This is a genomic window from Pseudomonas fluorescens (assembly GCF_902497625.1).
Lineage (GTDB): Bacteria > Pseudomonadota > Gammaproteobacteria > Pseudomonadales > Pseudomonadaceae > Aquipseudomonas > Aquipseudomonas fluorescens_BQ.
Window position 1 is genome coordinate 78,853 of sequence record NZ_CABVGX010000016.1, and the last position, 19,413, is coordinate 98,265.

Consider the following 19,413-nt stretch of genomic DNA (forward strand, 5'->3'; position numbering starts at 1 on the left):
TGATATGTTTGCTTGTTTGGCCGCCTTAGCCTGACAACCCTGGAGTGTCTGGTTTGATCGTCTTCCGTTACCTATCCCGCGAAGTCCTGTTGACCCTGAGCGCCGTCAGTGCCGTGCTGCTGGTCATCATCATGAGCGGACGCTTCATCAAGTATCTTGCCCAGGCGGCTGCCGGCCTGCTGGATCCGGGCTCGCTGTTCCTGATCATGGGTTTTCGTCTGCCAGGCTTCCTGCAGCTGATCCTGCCGCTCGGCCTGTTTCTCGGGATCCTGCTGGCCTACGGTCGCTTGTATCTGGAAAGCGAGATGACCGTGCTTTCCGCCACGGGCATGAGTCAGCAACGCTTGCTTGCCATGACCCTTTTCCCTGCCACGCTGGTTGCGTTGGTAGTGGCATGGTTGAGCCTCAGCCTCGCGCCGCAAGGGGCCAACCAGTTTCAGCTGTTGCTCAACAAGCAGGATGCCCTGACCGAGTTCGATACCCTGGAACCTGGTCGCTTTCAGGCGCTGCGCGACGGCACTCGGGTGACGTATACCGAAACGCTGTCCGATGACCGCATCAATCTCGGTGGCGTTTTCATCTCGCAGAAGAACATCTCTTCCGACAAGAAAGACCGCGGTATTTCCGTACTGGTGGCCGAGAAGGGCCGTCAGGAAATCCGCCCTGACGGCAATCGCTACCTGATTCTCGACAACGGTTATCGTTACGACGGTAACCCGGGCCAGGCTGATTACCGTGCGATCAAGTATCAGGAATACGGTGTGCTGCTGCCCAAGCCGGACGTCAGCGAAGAGGTGACCGATCGTGATGCGATGACCACCCGCTCGCTGTTCGGCAGTGACGACATCCGTTCCCGCACCGAACTGCAATGGCGTCTGTCGTTGCCGCTGCTGGTGTTCGTCGTGACCTTGATGGCGGTGCCGCTGTCGCGGGTCAACCCGCGTCAGGGCCGCTTCCTCAAACTGCTGCCGGCGATTCTTCTTTATATGGCATACCTGAGCATCCTGATTGCCGCTCGCGGCGCCCTCGAAAAGGGCAAGATCCCGCCGGCACTGGGCTTGTGGTGGGTGCATGGGATCTTCCTGGCCATTGGCCTGGGCTTGCTCTACTGGGAACCGTTACGCCTGAAGATGGCGAGTCGCCGCAGCGCGCTGGAGGTGGCTCGTGGTTAAACTCGATCGCTACATCGGCAGCACCGTTTTCATTGCGATCCTCGCTGTGCTGGGGATCATTCTCGGTCTGGCCACGCTGTTTGCCTTTATCGACGAGATAGGCGACGTCAGCGATACCTACACCTTGCTGGATGTCCTGAGTTATGTCCTGCTGACGGCTCCGCGCCGGCTCTATGACATGTTGCCGATGGCAGCGTTGATTGGCTGCCTGATCGGCCTCGGCACGCTCGCCAGTCACAGCGAACTGACCATCATGCGTGCAGCGGGCGTTTCGGTCGGCCGTATCGTCTGGGCGGTCATGAAGCCGATGCTGGTGCTGATGGTTGCGGGTCTGTTGATTGGCGAGTATCTGGCGCCGGCCACCGAAAGCGCCGCCCAGGCCAACCGTTCGCTGGCGCAGGGCAGCGGCGACGCACAAAGTGCCCGGCACGGCCTGTGGCACCGTCAGGGTGACGAGTTCATTCACGTCAACTCGGTGCAACCCAATGGTGTGCTTTACGGCGTAACCCGCTACCGTTTTGATGATCAACGTCACATGCTCTCGTCGAGCTTCGCCAAACGTGCGGAGTTCGATAAGGATCACTGGCAGCTGACCGATGTTGCCACCACGATTTTCCATGAGAAGAATACCGAGGTGGTGAACGCGCCAGTCGAGCGTTGGGACGTGGCCCTCAGTCCGCAATTGCTCAGCACCGTGGTGATGTCGCCTGACTCGTTGTCGATCAGCGGGCTGTGGGGTTACATCCACTATCTGGCCGATCAGGGCCTGGCGAACGGCCGTTACTGGCTGGCATTTTGGGTCAAGGTGTTGCAACCGCTGGTGACTGCCGCACTGGTGTTGATGGCCATCTCTTTCATCTTCGGTCCGCTGCGTTCGGTGACCCTGGGTCAGCGCGTGTTCACCGGCGTGCTGGTGGGGTTCACCTTCCGTATCGTCCAGGATCTGCTTGGGCCGTCGAGTCTGGTGTTCGGTTTCTCGCCGCTGTTTGCGGTGCTGGTTCCGGCAAGCATCTGCGCCTTGGCCGGGCTCTGGTTGTTGCGCAGGGCGGGTTGATTGCAGGAACCGGTTTGCTGGCGATGGCATCGCTGCGGTCATCCAGATCCATCGCCGCGCCCCTGTTGCCAGCAAGCCGGCTCCCACAAAAGCCGCTAAAAGCGCCCCTGTCGCAAGACCGGGGCGTTTTTGTAAGTGCCGTCTGACCTGCGAACGTGACGCTTGCGCCGAGGATCAGGTACAATTCCCGGCTATTTTTCGGCGGGCTATGCCTGCAGCCTTTTTGAGTGTTGATCCGTGAGTGATTTGAGTCATATCCGCAATTTCTCCATCATCGCCCACATTGACCATGGCAAGTCGACGCTGGCTGATCGTTTCATCCAGATGTGCGGCGGCCTTGCCGAGCGCGAAATGGAAGCTCAGGTCCTCGACTCCATGGACCTGGAACGTGAACGCGGGATCACCATCAAGGCCCACAGCGTCACTCTGTATTACACCGCCCGCGATGGCATCAAATATCAGCTGAACTTCATTGACACCCCCGGCCACGTTGACTTCACCTACGAAGTCAGCCGGTCGCTGGCGGCCTGCGAAGGCGCATTGCTGGTGGTCGATGCCGGTCAGGGCGTTGAAGCGCAGTCGGTTGCCAACTGCTACACGGCCATCGAGCAGGGCCTGGAAGTCATGCCCGTGCTGAACAAGATCGACCTTCCGCAGGCCGATCCGGACCGCGTCAAGGAAGAAATCGAGAAGATCATCGGCATCGATGCCACCGATGCGGTCGAGTGCAGCGCCAAGACCGGTCTGGGCGTCGACGAAGTGCTCGAACGTCTGGTGCACACCATTCCCGCGCCGACCGGCAACTACGAGGATCCTCTGCAAGCGTTGATCATCGACTCCTGGTTCGACAACTACCTGGGCGTTGTCTCTCTGGTTCGCGTGCGCCACGGTCGCGTTAAGAAGGGCGACAAGATCCTGGTCAAGTCCACCGGCAAGATCCACCTCGTGGACAGCGTCGGCGTGTTCAACCCAAAACACACCGCCACCGCTGATCTCAAGGCTGGTGAAGTGGGCTTCATCATCGCCGGCATCAAGGACATTCACGGCGCACCGGTCGGTGACACCCTGACCTTGAGCTCCACGCCCGACGTCGACGTGCTGCCAGGCTTCAAGCGCATTCAGCCGCAGGTTTACGCCGGCCTGTTCCCGGTCAGCTCCGACGATTTCGAAGATTTCCGCGAAGCCCTGCAAAAGCTCACGCTCAACGACTCGTCCCTGCAGTACACCCCGGAGAGCTCCGACGCCCTGGGCTTCGGCTTCCGTTGCGGCTTCCTCGGCATGCTGCACATGGAAATCATCCAGGAGCGCCTTGAGCGCGAGTACGACCTGGACCTGATCACCACAGCACCGACAGTAATTTTCGAACTGTTGTTGAAAACCGGTGAAACGATTTACGTCGACAACCCGTCGAAGCTTCCAGACCTGTCCTCGATCGAAGACATGCGTGAACCGATCGTGCGGGCCAATATTCTTGTGCCGCAGGAACACCTGGGCAACGTCATCACCCTGTGCATCGAGAAACGTGGCGTCCAGCACGACATGCTGTTCCTCGGAACTCAGGTCCAGGTGACTTACGATTTGCCGATGAACGAAGTGGTCCTCGACTTCTTTGACCGTCTCAAATCCACCAGCCGTGGCTATGCTTCGCTGGATTACCATTTCGATCGTTATCAATCGGCTAATCTGGTGAAGCTGGATGTGCTGATCAACGGTGACAAGGTCGACGCCCTGGCGTTGATCGTGCACAAGGATAATGCGCATTACAAAGGTCGCCAGTTGACCGAGAAGATGAAAGAACTGATTCCGCGTCAGATGTTCGACGTTGCGATCCAGGCCGCCATTGGCGGGCAGATCATTGCGCGAACCTCCGTCAAGGCACTCAGAAAGAACGTATTGGCCAAATGCTACGGCGGTGACGTCAGCCGCAAGCGCAAGCTGTTGGAAAAGCAGAAGGCTGGTAAAAAACGCATGAAGCAGGTCGGTAACGTGGAAATTCCACAGGAAGCCTTCCTTGCAGTGCTCAGGTTGGATAGTTAGGTCCTATGTCGCTAAATTTCCCGCTGTTGCTGGTCATCGCTGTTTTCGTCTGCGGCCTGTTGGCATTGCTCGATCTGGTTTTTCTGGCGCCGCGTCGGCGAGCCGCCATTGCTTCCTATCAGGGTAGCGTCAGCCAGCCTGACGGGTTGGTGGTCGAGAAACTCAACAAAGAGCCGCTGCTGGTCGAATACGGCAAGTCGTTCTTTCCGGTGCTGTTCATCGTGCTGGTGCTGCGTTCATTCCTGGTGGAGCCGTTCCAGATTCCATCGGGCTCGATGAAACCCACCCTGGATGTCGGCGACTTCATTCTGGTGAACAAGTTTTCCTACGGGATCCGCTTGCCGGTGCTCGACAAGAAAGTCATCGAAGTTGGTGATCCGCAGCGCGGTGACGTGATGGTGTTCCGCTTCCCGAGCGATCCGAGCGTCAACTACATCAAGCGTGTCGTTGGCCTGCCGGGTGATCAGATCCGTTACACCGCCGACAAGCGCCTGTTCGTCAATGGTGAATCGGTTGCCGAGCAGTTGGTCGGCTCCGAGCCGGGTACGCTGGGCAGCGCCGAACTCTACAAAGAGAAACTGGGCGCTGCAGAGCATCAGATCCGCAAGGAAATGAGCCGTTACCGCGCAGCGCCGGATCGCTCGTGGACCGTACCCGCCGGGCACTATTTCATGATGGGCGACAACCGTGACAATTCCAACGACAGTCGCTACTGGGATGATCCGAACATTCCCAGGGAGCTGCTGGGCATGGTTCCCGACAAGAATATTGTCGGCAAGGCCTTCGCGGTCTGGATGAGCTGGCCTGAACCCAAACTCAGTCACCTGCCGAATTTCTCGCGGGTCGGCCTGATCAAGTAACCACAACGGCGCTGTTGAACACAGCGCCGAATGCATTTCTGGAGCCGCTACAATCGGCCCCCGACGCATGAAAACACTGATAGTCAGGACGTAATTTTTGAACACAGCGTTATTTGTCCCAAGCCTGTGCCGCCTGTCGGCCGCGGCGGTGGAATCCAGCCACGAACTCTGCGTGGGTAAACCGTGAGCGTTTCCTTGAGCCGTCTAGAGCGTCAGCTCGGCTACACTTTCAAGGATCAGGAACTGATGGTCCTGGCCCTGACTCACCGCAGTTTTGCCGGGCGCAACAATGAACGCCTGGAGTTCCTCGGTGATGCGATCCTCAACTTTGTCGCTGGCGAGGCGCTGTTCGACCGCTTCCCGCTGGCCCGCGAAGGTCAGTTATCGCGTTTACGCGCACGCTTGGTGAAAGGTGAAACCCTGGCCGTGCTGGCCCGCGGTTTTGATCTGGGCGAGTACCTGCGCCTGGGTTCGGGCGAGCTGAAAAGTGGCGGTTTTCGTCGCGAATCAATTCTGGCCGACGCCCTCGAAGCGCTGATCGGGGCGATCTACCTGGACGCCGGCATGGACGTCGCTCGCGAGCGCGTACTGGCCTGGCTGGCCGGCGAGTTCGAAGGCCTCACGCTGGTAGATACCAACAAAGATCCGAAAACCCGCCTGCAGGAACACCTGCAGTCCCGTGGTTGCGAACTGCCGCGTTACGAAGTGGTGGATATCCAGGGTGAGCCGCATTGCCGGACGTTCTTCGTCGAATGTGAAATCACCTTACTGAACGAAAAAAGCCGAGGTCAGGGTGTGAGTCGTCGTATTGCCGAACAGGTAGCGGCCGCCGCAGCACTGATTGCCCTGGGTGTGGAGAATGGCAATGACTGATACAACCGCAACACGCTGTGGCTATGTTGCCATCGTCGGCCGTCCCAACGTGGGCAAGTCCACGTTGCTCAATCACATCCTCGGCCAGAAGCTGGCGATCACCTCGCGCAAGCCGCAGACCACTCGCCACAACATGCTCGGCATCAAGACCGAAGGCGATGTGCAAGCGATTTACGTCGACACCCCGGGCATGCACAAGGGCGGCGAAAAGGCCCTCAACCGTTACATGAACAAGACCGCCTCGGCGGCGTTGAAAGACGTCGATGTGGTGATCTTCGTTGTCGACCGCACCAAGTGGACCGACGAAGACCAGATGGTTCTCGATCGCGTCCAGTATGTGACCGGCCCGTTGATCGTGGCGCTTAACAAAACCGACCGCATCGAAGACAAAGCCGAGTTGATGCCGCACCTGTCCTGGTTGCAGGAACAACTGCCTAACGCGCAGATCATGCCGATCTCGGCCCAGCACGGGCACAACCTCGAAGCGCTGGAGCGGGTAATTGCCGGCTATCTGCCGGAAAACGATCACTTCTTCCCGGAAGACCAGATCACCGACCGCAGCAGCCGTTTCCTCGCCGCGGAACTGGTGCGCGAGAAAATCATGCGCCAGATGGGCGCCGAGCTGCCATACCAGATCACCGTGGAAATCGAAGAGTTCAAGCAGCAGGGCAAGACCTTGCACATTCATGCCTTGATTCTCGTCGAACGTGACGGCCAGAAGAAGATCATCATTGGCGACAAAGGCGAGCGCATCAAGCGCATCGGCACCGAAGCGCGCAAGGACATGGAGCTGCTGTTCGACTCCAAAATCATGCTCAACCTGTGGGTCAAGGTGAAGGGCGGCTGGTCCGATGATGAGCGTGCGTTGCGTTCGTTGGGTTATGGCGACCTGTAAGACTCGGATTTGTGCTACACCGTTGAACCCTGTGGGAGCGAGCTTGCTCGCGATGAGGGCCTGAAATTCAACATCATTGTTGACTGGCAGACCGCAATCGCGAGCAGGCTCGCTCCCACATTGGTTTGTGGTGTTTATAAGATCGCGATCCGTCATTGAGAACTCCATGTCCCAGCCCATCGCTCAGCCCGCCTACGTCCTGCACTCGCGCGCCTATCGCGAAACCAGCGCTTTGGTCGACTTCCTCACGCCGCAAGGTCGGCTGCGGGCGGTGTTGCGCAGTGCGCGGGGCAAGGCGGGCACATTGGCGCGGCCGTTCGTGCCGCTGGAAGTCGAATTTCGCGGCCGCGGCGAACTGAAGAACGTGGGGCGCATGGAAGCGGCCGGCGTGTCCACCTGGCTCAATGGCGAGGCGCTGTTCAGCGGTCTCTATCTCAATGAACTGCTGATTCGGCTGCTACCCGCCGAAGATCCGCACCCGGGTGTGTTCGATCACTACGCCGCGACCCTGCTGGCGTTGGCCGAAGGTCGTCCGCTGGAGCCGCTGCTGCGTTCGTTCGAATGGCGGCTGCTCGACGATCTCGGTTATGGCTTTGCGCTAGGCGCTGACCTCCACGGCGACCCGATCGCCCCCGATGGTCTCTATCGTTTGCAGGTGGATGCCGGGCTTGAGCGGGTCTATTTGCTGCAGCCCGGTCTGTTCAACGGCACCGAGTTATTGGCCATGGCGGACGCCGATTGGTCCGCTCCGGGCGCATTGTCGGCGGCCAAACGCTTGATGCGTCAGGCCTTGGCGGTGCATCTGGGCGGGCGTCCGCTGGTTTCCCGAGAGTTGTTTCGAAAGCCGTAAATTCCTTGTGTATGCTGTGCCCCGAACTTTCCCCTCTTCAGGAGCGCTTCCGTGACCATCAGCAATCGCATTCTTCTTGGCGTGAACATCGACCACGTTGCCACTTTGCGTCAGGCCCGGGGTACGCGTTATCCGGATCCGGTCAAGGCGGCTCTGGACGCGGAAGAAGCGGGCGCTGACGGCATTACCGTGCACCTGCGTGAAGACCGTCGGCACATTCAGGAGCGCGATGTGCTGCTGCTCAAGGACGTGCTGCAAACGCGCATGAACTTTGAAATGGGTGTTACTGAAGAAATGATGCTGTTCGCCGAGCGCATCCGCCCGGCACACATTTGCCTGGTCCCGGAAACCCGCCAGGAGCTGACCACTGAAGGCGGTCTCGACGTGGCGGGACAGGAAGCGCGGATCAAGGCGGCGGTGGATCGTCTGGCGAAGATTGGCTGCGAAGTGTCGCTGTTCATCGATGCAGACGAACGTCAGATCGAAGCATCGCGTCGCGTAGGTGCGCCTGCCATCGAATTGCACACAGGCCGTTATGCTGATGCCGAGACGCCGACGGACGTCGCCGAAGAACTCAAGCGTGTTGCTGATGGGGTGGCGTTCGGTCTGGCGCAGGGTTTGATCGTCAACGCCGGGCACGGTTTGCACTATCACAACGTTGAAGCAGTCGCGGCGATCAAGGGCATCAATGAACTGAACATCGGCCATGCCCTGGTGGCGCATGCGTTGTTTGTCGGGTTCAAGTCGGCTGTTTCCGAGATGAAAGCTTTGATCCTGGCTGCTGCTATGAAAGGCTAAGATCAACAGAGCGCAGCCTTCGGCAGCTCCTATAGAGGTGTGCACATAACTGGGTAGCAGCTGCCGAAGGCTGCGATCTTATGTTTTAAAGCTGCGGATTTTCCTGATTCGGCTTTGATTTATCGATCCCCGGCACGTGCAGGTTGCCTTCGGCGACCTGATCACCTTCCAGCTGCGGCTGCGTCACCCACGTCAGAATGTCGTAGTAGCGCCGGATGTTCGCCACGAAGTGCACCGGCTCGCCGCCGCGGGCGTAGCCATAGCGGGTCTTGCTGTACCACTTCTTCTCGGACAGCCTTGGCAGGATCTTCTTCACGTCCAGCCATTTGTCCGGATTCAGTCCTTCTTTCGCCGCCAGTTTGCGTGCGTCATCCAGATGGCCGCTGCCCACGTTGTAGGCTGCCAATGCGAACCACGTACGATCCGGTTCCTGAATTGACGAGTCGAGCTGCTCCTTCATGTAAGCCAGGTACTTGGCGCCGCCCATGATGCTTTGCTTGGGGTCCAGACGATTGGACACGCCCATGGCCTGCGCGGTGTTCTGCGTGAGCATCATCAGGCCGCGCACCCCGGTTTTGGACGTTACAGCAGCCTGCCACAGTGATTCCTGATAACCCACTGCAGCCAACAGGCGCCAATCGACTTTTTCTTTCTTGGCGTAATTTTTGAAGTGCTGTTCGTATTTGGGCAGCCGTTGCTGCAGATGCTGCGCGAACGTGGTGGCGCCGACGTAGCCGAGCATGTCGACGTGACCGTAATAACGGTCTTTCAAGCGCTGAAGGGTGCCGTTTTTCTTTACCTTGTCGAGGTAGGCGTTGATCTCGTTGAGCAGGCTGTTGTCATCGCCGGGCGCCACGGCCCAGCTCTGATTGCTCGCATCGCCGAGGTCGAAGGCCACCCGCACGTTCGGGAAGTAGACCTGGTTCATCGCCACTTCGTTGGAGTCGACCAGGGTCAGGTCGATCTGGCCCTCATCCACCATGCGCAGCAGGTCAACCACCTCAACCGCGTCGGATTCTTCGTATTCGATGCCGGGAAGTGTCTTTTTCAGTTCTGACAGTTGCCCGGCGTGAGTGCTGCCCTTGAGCACCATGATCTTCTTGCCGACCAGATCCTTCGCGTCGGTCGGCCGCGACTGGCCGTTGCGATAGATGATCTGCGGGGTGACTTCCAGGTAAGAATGGGAAAACCGCACCTGCTTCTTGCGCTCATCGCTGCTGACCAGGCCCGCAGCCGCCAGCACAGGGCCGGTAGGCTTGCCCACCTGATTGAACAGGTCGTCGAGGTTGTCAGCGGTTTCGATCTTGAGTTCGACTCCCAGATCGTCGGCAAAGCGCTTCACCAGCTCGTATTCGAAGCCGGTTTCACCGTTGCGATCCTGGAAGTAGGTAGCAGGGCTGTTTCGGGTAACCACCCGCAGCACGCCATCCTCCTTAACGCGCTCAAGCGTGTTGGGTTTATCAACACAGCCACCGAGCACCAGGAAGAGTCCGGTTGCGATCAGCCATTTGGCGTACCGCGGACGCAAAGCCGTTGGAGAAAACATCTGCGCAGTATACGCAAAGGACCACGAGCGCCATATCTCGACAGCGAAGGGCTTGTCTGCTAGAGCGCAAGAAAGTGACCCGCAGCCCGTAGGAACAGGCCCCGTGGGCAATTTGTCACATAAAAATTAAGCGCCTGGAAGTGTTCCTTCAGAGGTAGATCGGCCTGCCCGACGTCCGGGGATTGCCGTGCGTAGCGTTTCGGGTGATGTCGCGGGCGGTTTAGGCTAGAATGCACGGCCTCAAAGCACACCCCTTCCCGAGGCTGTCCCGAAGATGTTGATCCTGCGCGGCGCTCCTGCCCTTTCTGCCTTTCGCCACAGCAAACTCCTTGAGCAACTGAGCCAGAAGGTCCCGGCTGTCAGCGGCCTGTATGCTGAATTCGCTCACTTCGCCGAAGTTACCGGCGTCCTGACCGGCGACGAACAGCAGGTGCTCGCGCGCCTTCTGAAGTACGGCCCAAGTGTTCCCGTACAGGAGCCGACCGGTCGTCTGTTCCTGGTGTTGCCGCGTTTCGGCACTATCTCGCCATGGTCCAGTAAAGCCAGCGACATCGCGCGCAACTGCGGCCTGAGCAAGGTCCAGCGCCTGGAACGCGGCATCGCGTTCTACGTGGCCGGCCAGTTCAGCGACGCTGACGCGCAGTTGATCTCGGCTGCTCTGCACGACCGCATGACCCAGATCGTCCTCGACAATCTCGAACAGGCCGCCGGCCTGTTCAGCCACGCCGAACCGAAGCCGCTGACCGCGATCGACGTGCTGGGTGGTGGCCGTGCCGCGCTGGAAAAAGCCAATACCGAGCTGGGCCTCGCGCTGGCGGAAGACGAAATCGATTACCTGGTCAACGCCTTTATCGGCCTCAAGCGCAGCCCGCACGACATCGAACTGATGATGTTCGCCCAGGCGAACTCCGAGCACTGCCGTCACAAGATCTTCAACGCCAGTTGGGACATCGACGGTCAGAGCCAGGAAAAAAGCCTGTTCGGCATGATCAAGAACACCTACGTGATGCACAGCGAAGGCGTTCTGTCGGCTTATAAGGACAACGCTTCGGTGATCGTCGGTAACGTCGCCGGTCGTTTCTTCCCGGACCCGGAGACCCGCCAGTACGGCGCGGTGCAGGAGCCGGTGCACATCCTGATGAAAGTCGAAACGCACAACCACCCGACCGCGATTGCCCCGTTCCCGGGCGCATCCACCGGCAGTGGCGGCGAGATTCGCGACGAAGGTGCTACCGGTCGCGGTGCCAAGCCAAAGGCCGGCCTGACCGGTTTCACCGTATCCAACTTGCAGATCCCGGGCTTCGAACAGCCGTGGGAAGTGCCGTATGGCAAACCTGAGCGCATCGTTACCGCGCTGGACATCATGATCGAAGGCCCTCTGGGTGGCGCCGCGTTCAACAACGAATTCGGGCGTCCGGCCCTGACCGGCTATTTCCGTACCTTCGAACAGTCGATCACCACCCCGCGTGGCGACGAAGTTCGCGGTTACCACAAGCCGATCATGCTGGCTGGCGGTATGGGTAATATCCGTGCCGAACACGTGCAGAAAGGCGAGATCACCGTTGGCTCCAAGCTGATCGTGCTCGGCGGCCCGGCGATGCTGATCGGCCTGGGCGGCGGCGCGGCTTCCTCGATGGCCACCGGCACCAGCTCGGCTGACCTCGACTTCGCTTCCGTACAGCGCGAAAACCCGGAAATGGAACGCCGCTGCCAGGAAGTCATCGACCGTTGCTGGCAGTTGGGTGAACACAACCCGATCAGCTTCATCCACGACGTCGGCGCGGGCGGTCTGTCCAACGCCTTCCCGGAACTGGTCAACGACGGCAACCGCGGTGGCCGCTTCGAACTGCGCAACATTCCAAACGACGAGCCGGGCATGGCCCCGCACGAAATCTGGAGTAACGAATCCCAGGAACGCTATGTTCTGGCGGTGGGTCCGGCGGACTTCGAACGCTTCCAGGCGATCTGCGAACGTGAGCGTTGCCCATTCGCGGTTGTGGGTGAAGCCACTGCCGAGCCGCAGCTTACAGTTACAGATAGCCACTTCGGCAACAGCCCGGTAGACATGCCGCTGGAAGTGCTGCTGGGTAAAGCCCCGCGCATGCACCGTTCGGCCGTTCGCGAAAACGAACTGGGCGACGATTTCGATCCGTCGACGCTGGACATCGCCGACTGCGTCGAGCGTGTTCTGCACCACCCGGCCGTCGCCAGTAAAAGCTTCCTGATCACCATCGGCGACCGCACCATCACCGGCCTCGTGGCCCGTGATCAGATGGTTGGCCCGTGGCAGGTGCCGGTGGCCGACGTTGCGGTCACTGCGACAAGCTTCGACGTCTACACCGGTGAAGCCATGGCCATGGGCGAGCGTACTCCGCTGGCGCTGCTGGATGCTCCGGCGTCGGGCCGCATGGCCATCGGTGAAACCCTCACCAACATCGCCGCGTCGCGCATCAACAAAATCTCCGACATCAAGTTGTCGGCCAACTGGATGTCCGCAGCCGGTCACCCAGGTGAAGACGCGCGTCTGTACGACACCGTGAAAGCGGTCGGCATGCAATTGTGCCCGGACCTCGGCATCACCATCCCGGTGGGCAAGGACTCGATGTCCATGGCCACTCGCTGGAACGACGAAGGCGTCGACAAGACCGTGACGTCGCCGATGTCGTTGATCGTGACCGGTTTCGCGCCAGTGGCTGACATCCGTCAGACCCTGACCCCGGAATTGCGCATGGACAAAGGCACCACTGACCTGATCCTGATCGATCTGGGCCGTGGGCAGAACCGCATGGGCGCCTCGATCCTGGCCCAGGTTCATGGCAAGCTCGGCTCGCAAGCGCCGGACGTCGATGACGCCGAAGACCTCAAAGCCTTCTTCGCGGTGATTCAGGGCCTCAACGCCGACGGTCACCTGCTGGCGTACCACGACCGTTCCGACGGTGGTCTGCTGACCAGCGCCGTGGAAATGGCCTTCGCCGGTCACTGCGGCCTGAGCCTGAACCTCGACGGTCTGGCGGAAACTTCCGCCGACATCGCCGCGATCCTGTTCAACGAAGAATTGGGCGCGGTGATCCAGGTTCGTCAGGACGCCACCCCGGACATCCTCGCGCAGTTCAGCGCTGCTGGCCTGGGCGAGTGCGTGTCGGTGATCGGTCAGCCGATGAACAACGGCCAGATCAACATCACCTTCAACGGCGACACCGTCTTCGAAGGCCAGCGTCGTCTGCTGCAGCGTACCTGGGCTGAAACCAGCTACCAGATCCAGCGTCTGCGTGATAACGCCGATTGCGCCGAACAAGAGTTCGACGTGCTGCTGGAAGAAGACAACCCGGGCCTGAGCGTCAAGCTGAGCTACGACGTCAACCAGGACGTCGCCGCGCCTTACATCAAGAAAAACATTCGCCCACAGGTTGCCGTACTGCGTGAGCAGGGCGTCAACGGCCAGGTGGAAATGGCCGCCGCGTTCGACCGCGCCGGTTTCAACGCGATCGACGTGCACATGAGCGACATTCTGGCCGGCCGTGTCGACCTGAACGACTTCAAGGGCATGGTCGCTTGCGGCGGTTTCTCATACGGCGACGTACTGGGTGCCGGCGAAGGCTGGGCCAAGTCCGCGCTGTTCAACAGCCGCGCCCGCGATGCGTTCCAGGGTTTCTTCGAGCGTACCGACAGCTTCACGCTTGGCGTGTGCAACGGCTGCCAGATGATGTCCAACCTGCACGAGCTGATCCCGGGCAGCGAGTTCTGGCCGCACTTCGTGCGTAACCGTTCCGAGCAGTTCGAAGCCCGTGTGGCGATGGTTCAGGTCCAGGAATCGAATTCGATCTTCCTGCAAGGCATGGCCGGTTCGCGCATGCCGATCGCTATCGCGCACGGTGAAGGGCATGCCGAGTTCGCCAGCGAAGAAGCGTTGCTGGAAGCCGATCTGTCCGGTTGTGTGGCAATGCGTTTCGTCGACAACCACGGCAAGGTCACTGAAAGCTACCCGGCCAACCCGAACGGCTCGCCGCGCGGGATTACCGGTTTGACCAGCCGTGACGGTCGCGTGACGATCATGATGCCGCACCCGGAACGTGTATTCCGCGCTGTGCAGAACTCGTGGCGTTCGGAAGACTGGAACGAAGACGCGCCATGGATGCGCATGTTCCGCAACGCGCGCGTTTGGGTGAACTGAGCACTGTGTACAAGCTCTGCTTTTTCGTTCCCGACAGTCACGTCGACGGGGTCAAGAGTGCCGTATTCGCCGCCGGTGGCGGTCGGATCGGCGCTTACGACCACTGTGCGTGGCAGGTGCTCGGCCACGGCCAGTTTCGTCCGCTGGAGGGTAGCCAGCCTTTTATCGGTGAAGCGGGGCAGGTCGAGCAGGTTGAGGAATGGAAGGTTGAACTGGTAGTGGCAGACGAGTTGATAGTGGCCGTAGTGGCCGCGCTGAAACTCAGCCACCCGTACGAGACGCCGGCTTATGAAGTAGTGCGGCTGGAGGAGTTCTAGGTCTCTGGTCGCTGAAATGAAAAACCCGCTGATGCAGATCCGCGGGTTTTTTGTTACCCGGAATTTGAGGGGGATTACGGACGAATCTCGATCATCGTGCCGTCTGGCACCAGATCCCACACTTCACGCATGTCGACGTTGCGCATGGCGATACAGCCGTCAGTCCAGTCCAGGGTATGGAACAGTTCTTCGGGATCTTCCTCTGTGTGGGGCGTGCCGTGGACCATGATCATGCCACCCGGCTCGACGCCTTCACGGCGGGCGCGTGCGGCATCGCTGATGTTCGGATAGGAAATGTGCATCGACAGGTTGAATTTTTCGCTGGTCTTGCGCCAGTCCAGCCAATAGAACCCCTCTGGGGTGCGCTTGTCGCCTTCTATCAGCTTAGGGCCTTTCTTCGCGCCTTTGCCCAGGGAGATGCGATAGGTCTTGAGCGCCTTGCCGTCGTTGATCAGTTGCAACTGGTGCGCGGATTTGAGAACCAGGACTTTCTCGATAATTTTGCCGTCATAGGTTCCCACGGTGGACGCTTGGGACACGGCAACGAACGACAGGCAAAACAAGGCAAGCAACCAGCGCATTAAAACGGTATCCCAAAAAATGTCGCGATGTTGTAGGAGCTGCCGCAGGCTGCGATCTTCCCAGGTCTGAGCAGAATGCGAATCAGGTCAGGGCGGATTGCACCAGCGGCGGAATCGATTCCGACCGCACAGGATAGACCTCACCGCGCCGGTCAGCGAAGAAGCATTCTAGGGTACGGCCCACCGTGCGGAAAGCCAGCTCGGACCAAGGGATGTCGGCTTCCTCAAACAAAGCCACTTCCAGGCTCTCGGGGCCGGCAGCAAAATCCAGATCTACCAGTTCGGCACGGAAAAATACGTGCACCTGACTGATGTGCGGCACGTCGATCAACGTGTAGATGTGCAAATTACGCACCCGTGCGCAGGCCTCTTCGGCCGTTTCGCGGACGGCTGCCTGCTCGATGGTTTCGCCGTTTTCCATGAAGCCGGCCGGCAGCGTCCAGTAGCCGAGTCGCGGCTCGATTGCACGGCGACAAAGCAACACTTTACTGCCCCAGGTCGGCACGCAACCGGCGACGATGTTGGGGTTCTGGTAATGAATGGTATGACAGCTGTCGCAAACAAATCGCAGGCGTGAATCGCCTTCTGGGATGCGCTGGGTCACCGGTTTGCCGCACTGACTGCAAAATTTCATGCTTGGGTTCCTGAAGGCTGCGCCTATCTTGGCGTGTGGCGGTGTCAGTCGGCAAGTTGTCGTTTCGCGACACGTGGCTGTTCGGGGGTTGGGCGGCCGATGTGATTGGTGCATGATGCAAGGTAGCGAATAAATCGAGAAGACTCATGCTGGACGAGCTACTTCACCGTGTAAGTAATCACACGCCGCGAACGCTGGAAACCGATAAACGTTTCCCCGAGGCCGCCGTCCTGGTGCCTATCACCCGCAGCGATGAGCCTGAGTTGGTGCTGACTCTGCGCGCCAGCGGGCTCTCGACCCACGGCGGCGAAGTTGCCTTTCCCGGTGGTCGCCGTGACCCCGAAGACCCTGACCTGATTTTCACGGCCTTGCGCGAAGCTCAGGAAGAAATAGGCTTGCCGCCGGGCCTGGTTGAAGTGATCGGCCCGCTGAGCCCGCTGATTTCTTTGCACGGTATTAAAGTGACGCCATATGTCGGAGTGATTCCGGATTTCGTCGAGTATCAGCCTAATGATGCCGAGATCGCCGCGGTATTCAGCGTGCCCCTGGAGTTCTTCCGCAAAGACCCGCGCGAACACACCCATCGCATCGATTACCAGGGCCGCAGCTGGTATGTGCCAAGCTACCGTTATGGGGAGTATAAGATTTGGGGTTTGACGGCAATCATGGTCGTCGAATTGATCAACCTCCTTTATGACGCGAAAATCAGCCTGCATCAACCACCCAAACGTTTCATCAATACCTGAAGCCATCGTTCGTATGGCGTGAATCAGCGTGTGAGCCTGCCTGGCCCTTGAGGACAATAAAATGAAATATCGCCTGGGCGATGCCCGCGTCGAAACCCACCCGCAGAGTTGGGTCGCGCCTAACGCCGTGCTGGTGGGCAAGGTCAAGCTGGAAGAGGGTGCCAATGTCTGGTTCAACGCCGTGCTGCGTGGCGACAACGAGCTGATCCTGATCGGCAAGAACAGCAACGTCCAGGACGGCACGGTGATGCACACCGACATGGGCTACCCATTGACGCTCGGCACCGGGGTGACCATCGGCCACAACGCCATGCTGCACGGCTGTACGGTCGGGGATTACAGCCTGATCGGGATCAACGCGGTGATCCTCAACGGCGCCAGAATCGGCAAGCACTGCATCATCGGCGCCAACTCGCTGATCGGCGAGGGCAAGGAGATTCCCGACGGTTCTCTGGTTATGGGGTCCCCCGGCAAAGTGGTGCGCGAATTGACCGAACAGCAGATGCGCATGCTCGAAGCGAGCGCCGCGCACTACGTGCATAACTCGCAGCGCTATGCTCGCGATCTGGCTGAGCAGGAAGAATGAGCACACCCGAGCGCCCGGTTCGATCGCCTTGCGTGAATATCTGCGCGCTGGACGAGGCGGACATCTGCACCGGCTGTCAGCGCACGGTGGAAGAGATCACGCGCTGGAGCCGGATGAATAACGACGAGCGGCGAACGGTGCTGGGGTTTTGTCATGAGCGGGCGAAGTCGAGTGGTTTGGTTTGGATGCTGCCTGCCAAATCCGATAACTGAGCCTTGTGAGTTTCTCGTTCCATTGTGGCGAGGGGGCTTGCCCCCGTTAGGTGGCGAAGCCGCCCTGAAAATTGTCAGATCAGGCGAATCTGTGGCGGGTGACATCAGGGCCGCTTCGCAGCCCAACGGGGGCAAGCCCCCTCGCCACAGCAAGCCCCCTCGCCACAGCAAGCGTCTCGCCACAGCAAGCCCCTTCGCCACAGGTTATGCGGAAACCCCAGATAAAGTACCCTGTGCGCCAAACTGACAGGTATCACCCACCAACATGCTCTTCCTGATCGCCTACATCAGCAGCGTCGTGCTGATCAATTACGCTTTTTCCACCGCGCCACACCTGGACATCATCTGGTCGGCGTGGGGCGGGCTGGTGTTCGTCCTCCGCGACATGGTGCAAATCCGCTTCGGCCATGGCGCGATCGTGGCCATGCTGGCGGCGCTGGTACTTTCCTACGTCACCTCCGACCCCTCCATTGCGTTGGCCAGCGCGACGGCATTCGCCGTGTCGGAGTGCATCGACTGGCTGGTCTTCACTATCACCAAACGCCCGCTGCACGATCGCCTGTGGATAAGTTCGGCGCTGAGCATCCCGCTCGATACCTTCATCTTCTTCGGCATGATCGACGCGTTCACCCCGGCCGTGATCCTCACTGCCATGGCCTCGAAATTCGCTGGTGTCACGGTCGTGTGGCTGATCATGGCGTGGCGCTTGCGCAAACAGGCCGTCGCCGGCTGAAGCCAAACCCTCAGGTTCATGTAAAATGCCGCGCTTTCTCCCCATGGGAAGCGCGCCAGCCGCGACGCAACCCTCGATGATCCGCTTCTTGAGGACCTGAGATGACCCGTATCGGAACTCCATTGTCGCCAACCGCGACCCGCGTATTGATGTGTGGCTGTGGCGAGTTGGGCAAGGAAGTGGTGATCGAGCTGCAACGCCTGGGCGTTGAAGTGATTGCCGTGGATCGCTATGCCAACGCACCGGCCATGCAGGTGGCGCATCGCAGCCACGTGATAAACATGCTCGACGGCGCGGCCCTGCGCGCGGTTATCGAAGCCGAGAAGCCGCACTTCATCGTGCCGGAAATCGAAGCCATCGCTACCGCGACCCTGGTCGAACTGGAAGCCGAAGGCTTCACCGTGATTCCGACCGCGCGCGCTGCGCAGTTGACCATGAACCGCGAAGGCATTCGTCGTCTGGCCGCTGAAGAACTGGGCTTGCCGACCTCACCTTATTTCTTTGCCGATACCTTCGAGGATTACAGCAAAGCCGTCGAAAACCTCGGTTTCCCGTGCGTGGTCAAGCCTGTCATGAGTTCGTCGGGCAAAGGCCAGAGCCTGCTGCGCAGCACCGCTGACGTGAAAACCGCTTGGGATTACGCCCAGGAGGGCGGCCGGGCCGGTAAAGGCCGGGTGATCGTCGAAGGCTTCATCGATTTCGATTACGAAATCACCCTGCTGACCGTGCGCCACGTTGGCGGCACCACGTTCTGCGCACCTGTCGGTCACCGTCAGGAGAAGGGCGACTATCAGGAATCCTGGCAGCCGCAAGCCATGAGCCCGGTGGCGCTGGCTGAATCCGAGCGTGTTGCCAAAGCGGTCACCGAAGCCTTGGGTGGTCGGGGTCTGTTTGGTGTCGAGTTGTTCATCAAGGGTGATCAAGTGTGGTTCAGCGAAGTCTCGCCGCGCCCTCACGACACCGGTCTGGTGACGCTCATCTCCCAGGACTTGTCGCAGTTCGCTTTGCATGCGCGCGCGATTCTGGGGCTGCCGATTCCATTGATCCGCCAGTTCGCGCCTTCGGCATCAGCGGTGATTCTGGTGGAAGGGCAGTCGACGCAGACCGCGTTCGCCAATCTCGGTGCTGCACTCAGCGAACCGGATACGGCGTTGCGTCTGTTCGGCAAGCCTGAAGTAAATGGCCAACGCCGGATGGGTGTGGCGCTGGCGCGGGATGAGTCGATCGAGGCGGCTCGCGCTAAAGCAACTCGTGCGTCCAAGGCTGTCGTGGTCGAGCTGTAACCGCGGCGCGCCCTTCGCGAGCAAGCCCGCTCCCACATTGGATTGGTTTGAACACAAATATCGTG

General features: G+C 59.8%; 18 protein-coding genes. 15 read left to right on the forward strand and 3 right to left on the reverse strand.

The features are described 5' to 3' along the window. The first annotated feature begins 53 nt into the window (after nucleotides 1-53). The 8 genes from lptF (at nucleotide 54) to pdxJ (ending at nucleotide 8,539) form a co-directional block, all read left to right on the forward strand. Nucleotides 54-1,172: an LPS export ABC transporter permease LptF gene (gene lptF, locus F8N12_RS12080; RefSeq protein WP_150580636.1), complete on the forward strand. Its 1,119-nt coding sequence runs from the start codon at nucleotides 54-56 to the stop codon at nucleotides 1,170-1,172. Next, complete coding sequence (gene lptG / locus F8N12_RS12085) at nucleotides 1,165-2,226, forward strand: LPS export ABC transporter permease LptG (RefSeq protein WP_150580637.1); 1,062 nt, start codon at nucleotides 1,165-1,167, stop codon at nucleotides 2,224-2,226. The genes lptF and lptG overlap by 8 nt, the downstream gene beginning before the upstream one ends. A 237-nt stretch (nucleotides 2,227-2,463) precedes the next feature. Then, nucleotides 2,464-4,263, forward strand: a complete 1,800-nt coding sequence (gene lepA / locus F8N12_RS12090; protein WP_150580638.1) for a translation elongation factor 4 — start codon at nucleotides 2,464-2,466, stop codon at nucleotides 4,261-4,263. A 5-nt stretch (nucleotides 4,264-4,268) separates the two neighbouring features. Beyond that, on the forward strand, nucleotides 4,269-5,123 hold the full coding sequence (gene lepB / locus F8N12_RS12095) for a signal peptidase I (RefSeq protein ID WP_150580639.1): 855 nt from the start codon (nucleotides 4,269-4,271) through the stop codon (nucleotides 5,121-5,123). 183 nt (nucleotides 5,124-5,306) lie between these two features. Continuing rightward, nucleotides 5,307-5,996: a ribonuclease III gene (gene rnc / locus F8N12_RS12100; RefSeq protein ID WP_150580640.1), complete on the forward strand. Its 690-nt coding sequence runs from the start codon at nucleotides 5,307-5,309 to the stop codon at nucleotides 5,994-5,996. Then, on the forward strand, nucleotides 5,989-6,891 hold the full coding sequence (era, locus tag F8N12_RS12105; RefSeq protein WP_150580641.1) for a GTPase Era: 903 nt from the start codon (nucleotides 5,989-5,991) through the stop codon (nucleotides 6,889-6,891). Before rnc ends, era begins: the two co-directional genes overlap by 8 nt. A gap of 166 nt (nucleotides 6,892-7,057) precedes the next feature. Continuing rightward, a complete protein-coding gene (recO, locus tag F8N12_RS12110; RefSeq protein WP_150580642.1) occupies nucleotides 7,058-7,741 on the forward strand; it encodes a DNA repair protein RecO in 684 nt (227 codons plus the stop codon). Between the two features lie 51 nt (nucleotides 7,742-7,792). Continuing rightward, entirely contained in the window at nucleotides 7,793-8,539 is a 747-nt protein-coding gene (gene pdxJ, locus F8N12_RS12115; RefSeq protein ID WP_150580643.1) for a pyridoxine 5'-phosphate synthase, read from the forward strand. 85 nt (nucleotides 8,540-8,624) lie between these two features. Here pdxJ and mltF read toward each other — a convergent pair whose 3' ends face one another. Next, on the reverse strand, nucleotides 8,625-10,085 hold the full coding sequence (mltF, locus tag F8N12_RS12120) for a membrane-bound lytic murein transglycosylase MltF (protein ID WP_150580644.1): 1,461 nt from the start codon (nucleotides 10,083-10,085) through the stop codon (nucleotides 8,625-8,627). Nucleotides 10,086-10,359: 274 nt separating this feature from the next. Between mltF and purL the strand changes: the two genes are divergently transcribed. Further along, nucleotides 10,360-14,256, forward strand: coding sequence for a phosphoribosylformylglycinamidine synthase (gene purL / locus F8N12_RS12125; protein ID WP_150580645.1), 3,897 nt, complete (start codon nucleotides 10,360-10,362; stop codon nucleotides 14,254-14,256). Between the two features lie 5 nt (nucleotides 14,257-14,261). After that, nucleotides 14,262-14,573 (forward strand): YqfO family protein, encoded by a 312-nt coding sequence (locus tag F8N12_RS12130; protein ID WP_150580665.1) that lies wholly within the window; start codon nucleotides 14,262-14,264, stop codon nucleotides 14,571-14,573. A gap of 74 nt (nucleotides 14,574-14,647) precedes the next feature. On the opposite strand, the gene F8N12_RS12135 is transcribed toward F8N12_RS12130, so the two are convergent. Then, nucleotides 14,648-15,154 carry a L,D-transpeptidase family protein gene (locus tag F8N12_RS12135; RefSeq protein ID WP_150580646.1) on the reverse strand — a complete coding sequence of 169 codons (507 nt, stop codon included), beginning with the start codon at nucleotides 15,152-15,154 and terminating at the stop codon, nucleotides 14,648-14,650. An 82-nt stretch (nucleotides 15,155-15,236) separates the two neighbouring features. Further along, the gene (locus F8N12_RS12140) at nucleotides 15,237-15,788 is read right to left on the reverse strand and encodes an NUDIX hydrolase (RefSeq protein ID WP_150580647.1); all 552 of its coding nucleotides are present in this window, start codon (nucleotides 15,786-15,788) and stop codon (nucleotides 15,237-15,239) included. 146 nt (nucleotides 15,789-15,934) lie between these two features. On the opposite strand from F8N12_RS12140, the gene F8N12_RS12145 reads away from it, so the two are divergent. From F8N12_RS12145 to purT, 5 genes are all read left to right on the forward strand, one after another. Continuing rightward, the gene (locus F8N12_RS12145) at nucleotides 15,935-16,534 is read left to right on the forward strand and encodes a CoA pyrophosphatase (protein WP_150580648.1); all 600 of its coding nucleotides are present in this window, start codon (nucleotides 15,935-15,937) and stop codon (nucleotides 16,532-16,534) included. A gap of 61 nt (nucleotides 16,535-16,595) precedes the next feature. Next, entirely contained in the window at nucleotides 16,596-17,120 is a 525-nt protein-coding gene (locus tag F8N12_RS12150) for a gamma carbonic anhydrase family protein (protein ID WP_150580649.1), read from the forward strand. Next, nucleotides 17,117-17,332 carry a DUF1289 domain-containing protein gene (locus F8N12_RS12155; protein WP_150580650.1) on the forward strand — a complete coding sequence of 72 codons (216 nt, stop codon included), beginning with the start codon at nucleotides 17,117-17,119 and terminating at the stop codon, nucleotides 17,330-17,332. The genes F8N12_RS12150 and F8N12_RS12155 overlap by 4 nt, the downstream gene beginning before the upstream one ends. Before the next feature lie 265 nt (nucleotides 17,333-17,597). Further along, nucleotides 17,598-18,065: a preQ0 transporter gene (locus F8N12_RS12165; RefSeq protein ID WP_150580651.1), complete on the forward strand. Its 468-nt coding sequence runs from the start codon at nucleotides 17,598-17,600 to the stop codon at nucleotides 18,063-18,065. 101 nt (nucleotides 18,066-18,166) lie between these two features. Further along, on the forward strand, nucleotides 18,167-19,348 hold the full coding sequence (gene purT, locus F8N12_RS12170; protein WP_150580652.1) for a formate-dependent phosphoribosylglycinamide formyltransferase: 1,182 nt from the start codon (nucleotides 18,167-18,169) through the stop codon (nucleotides 19,346-19,348). Nucleotides 19,349-19,413 lie beyond the last annotated feature (65 nt).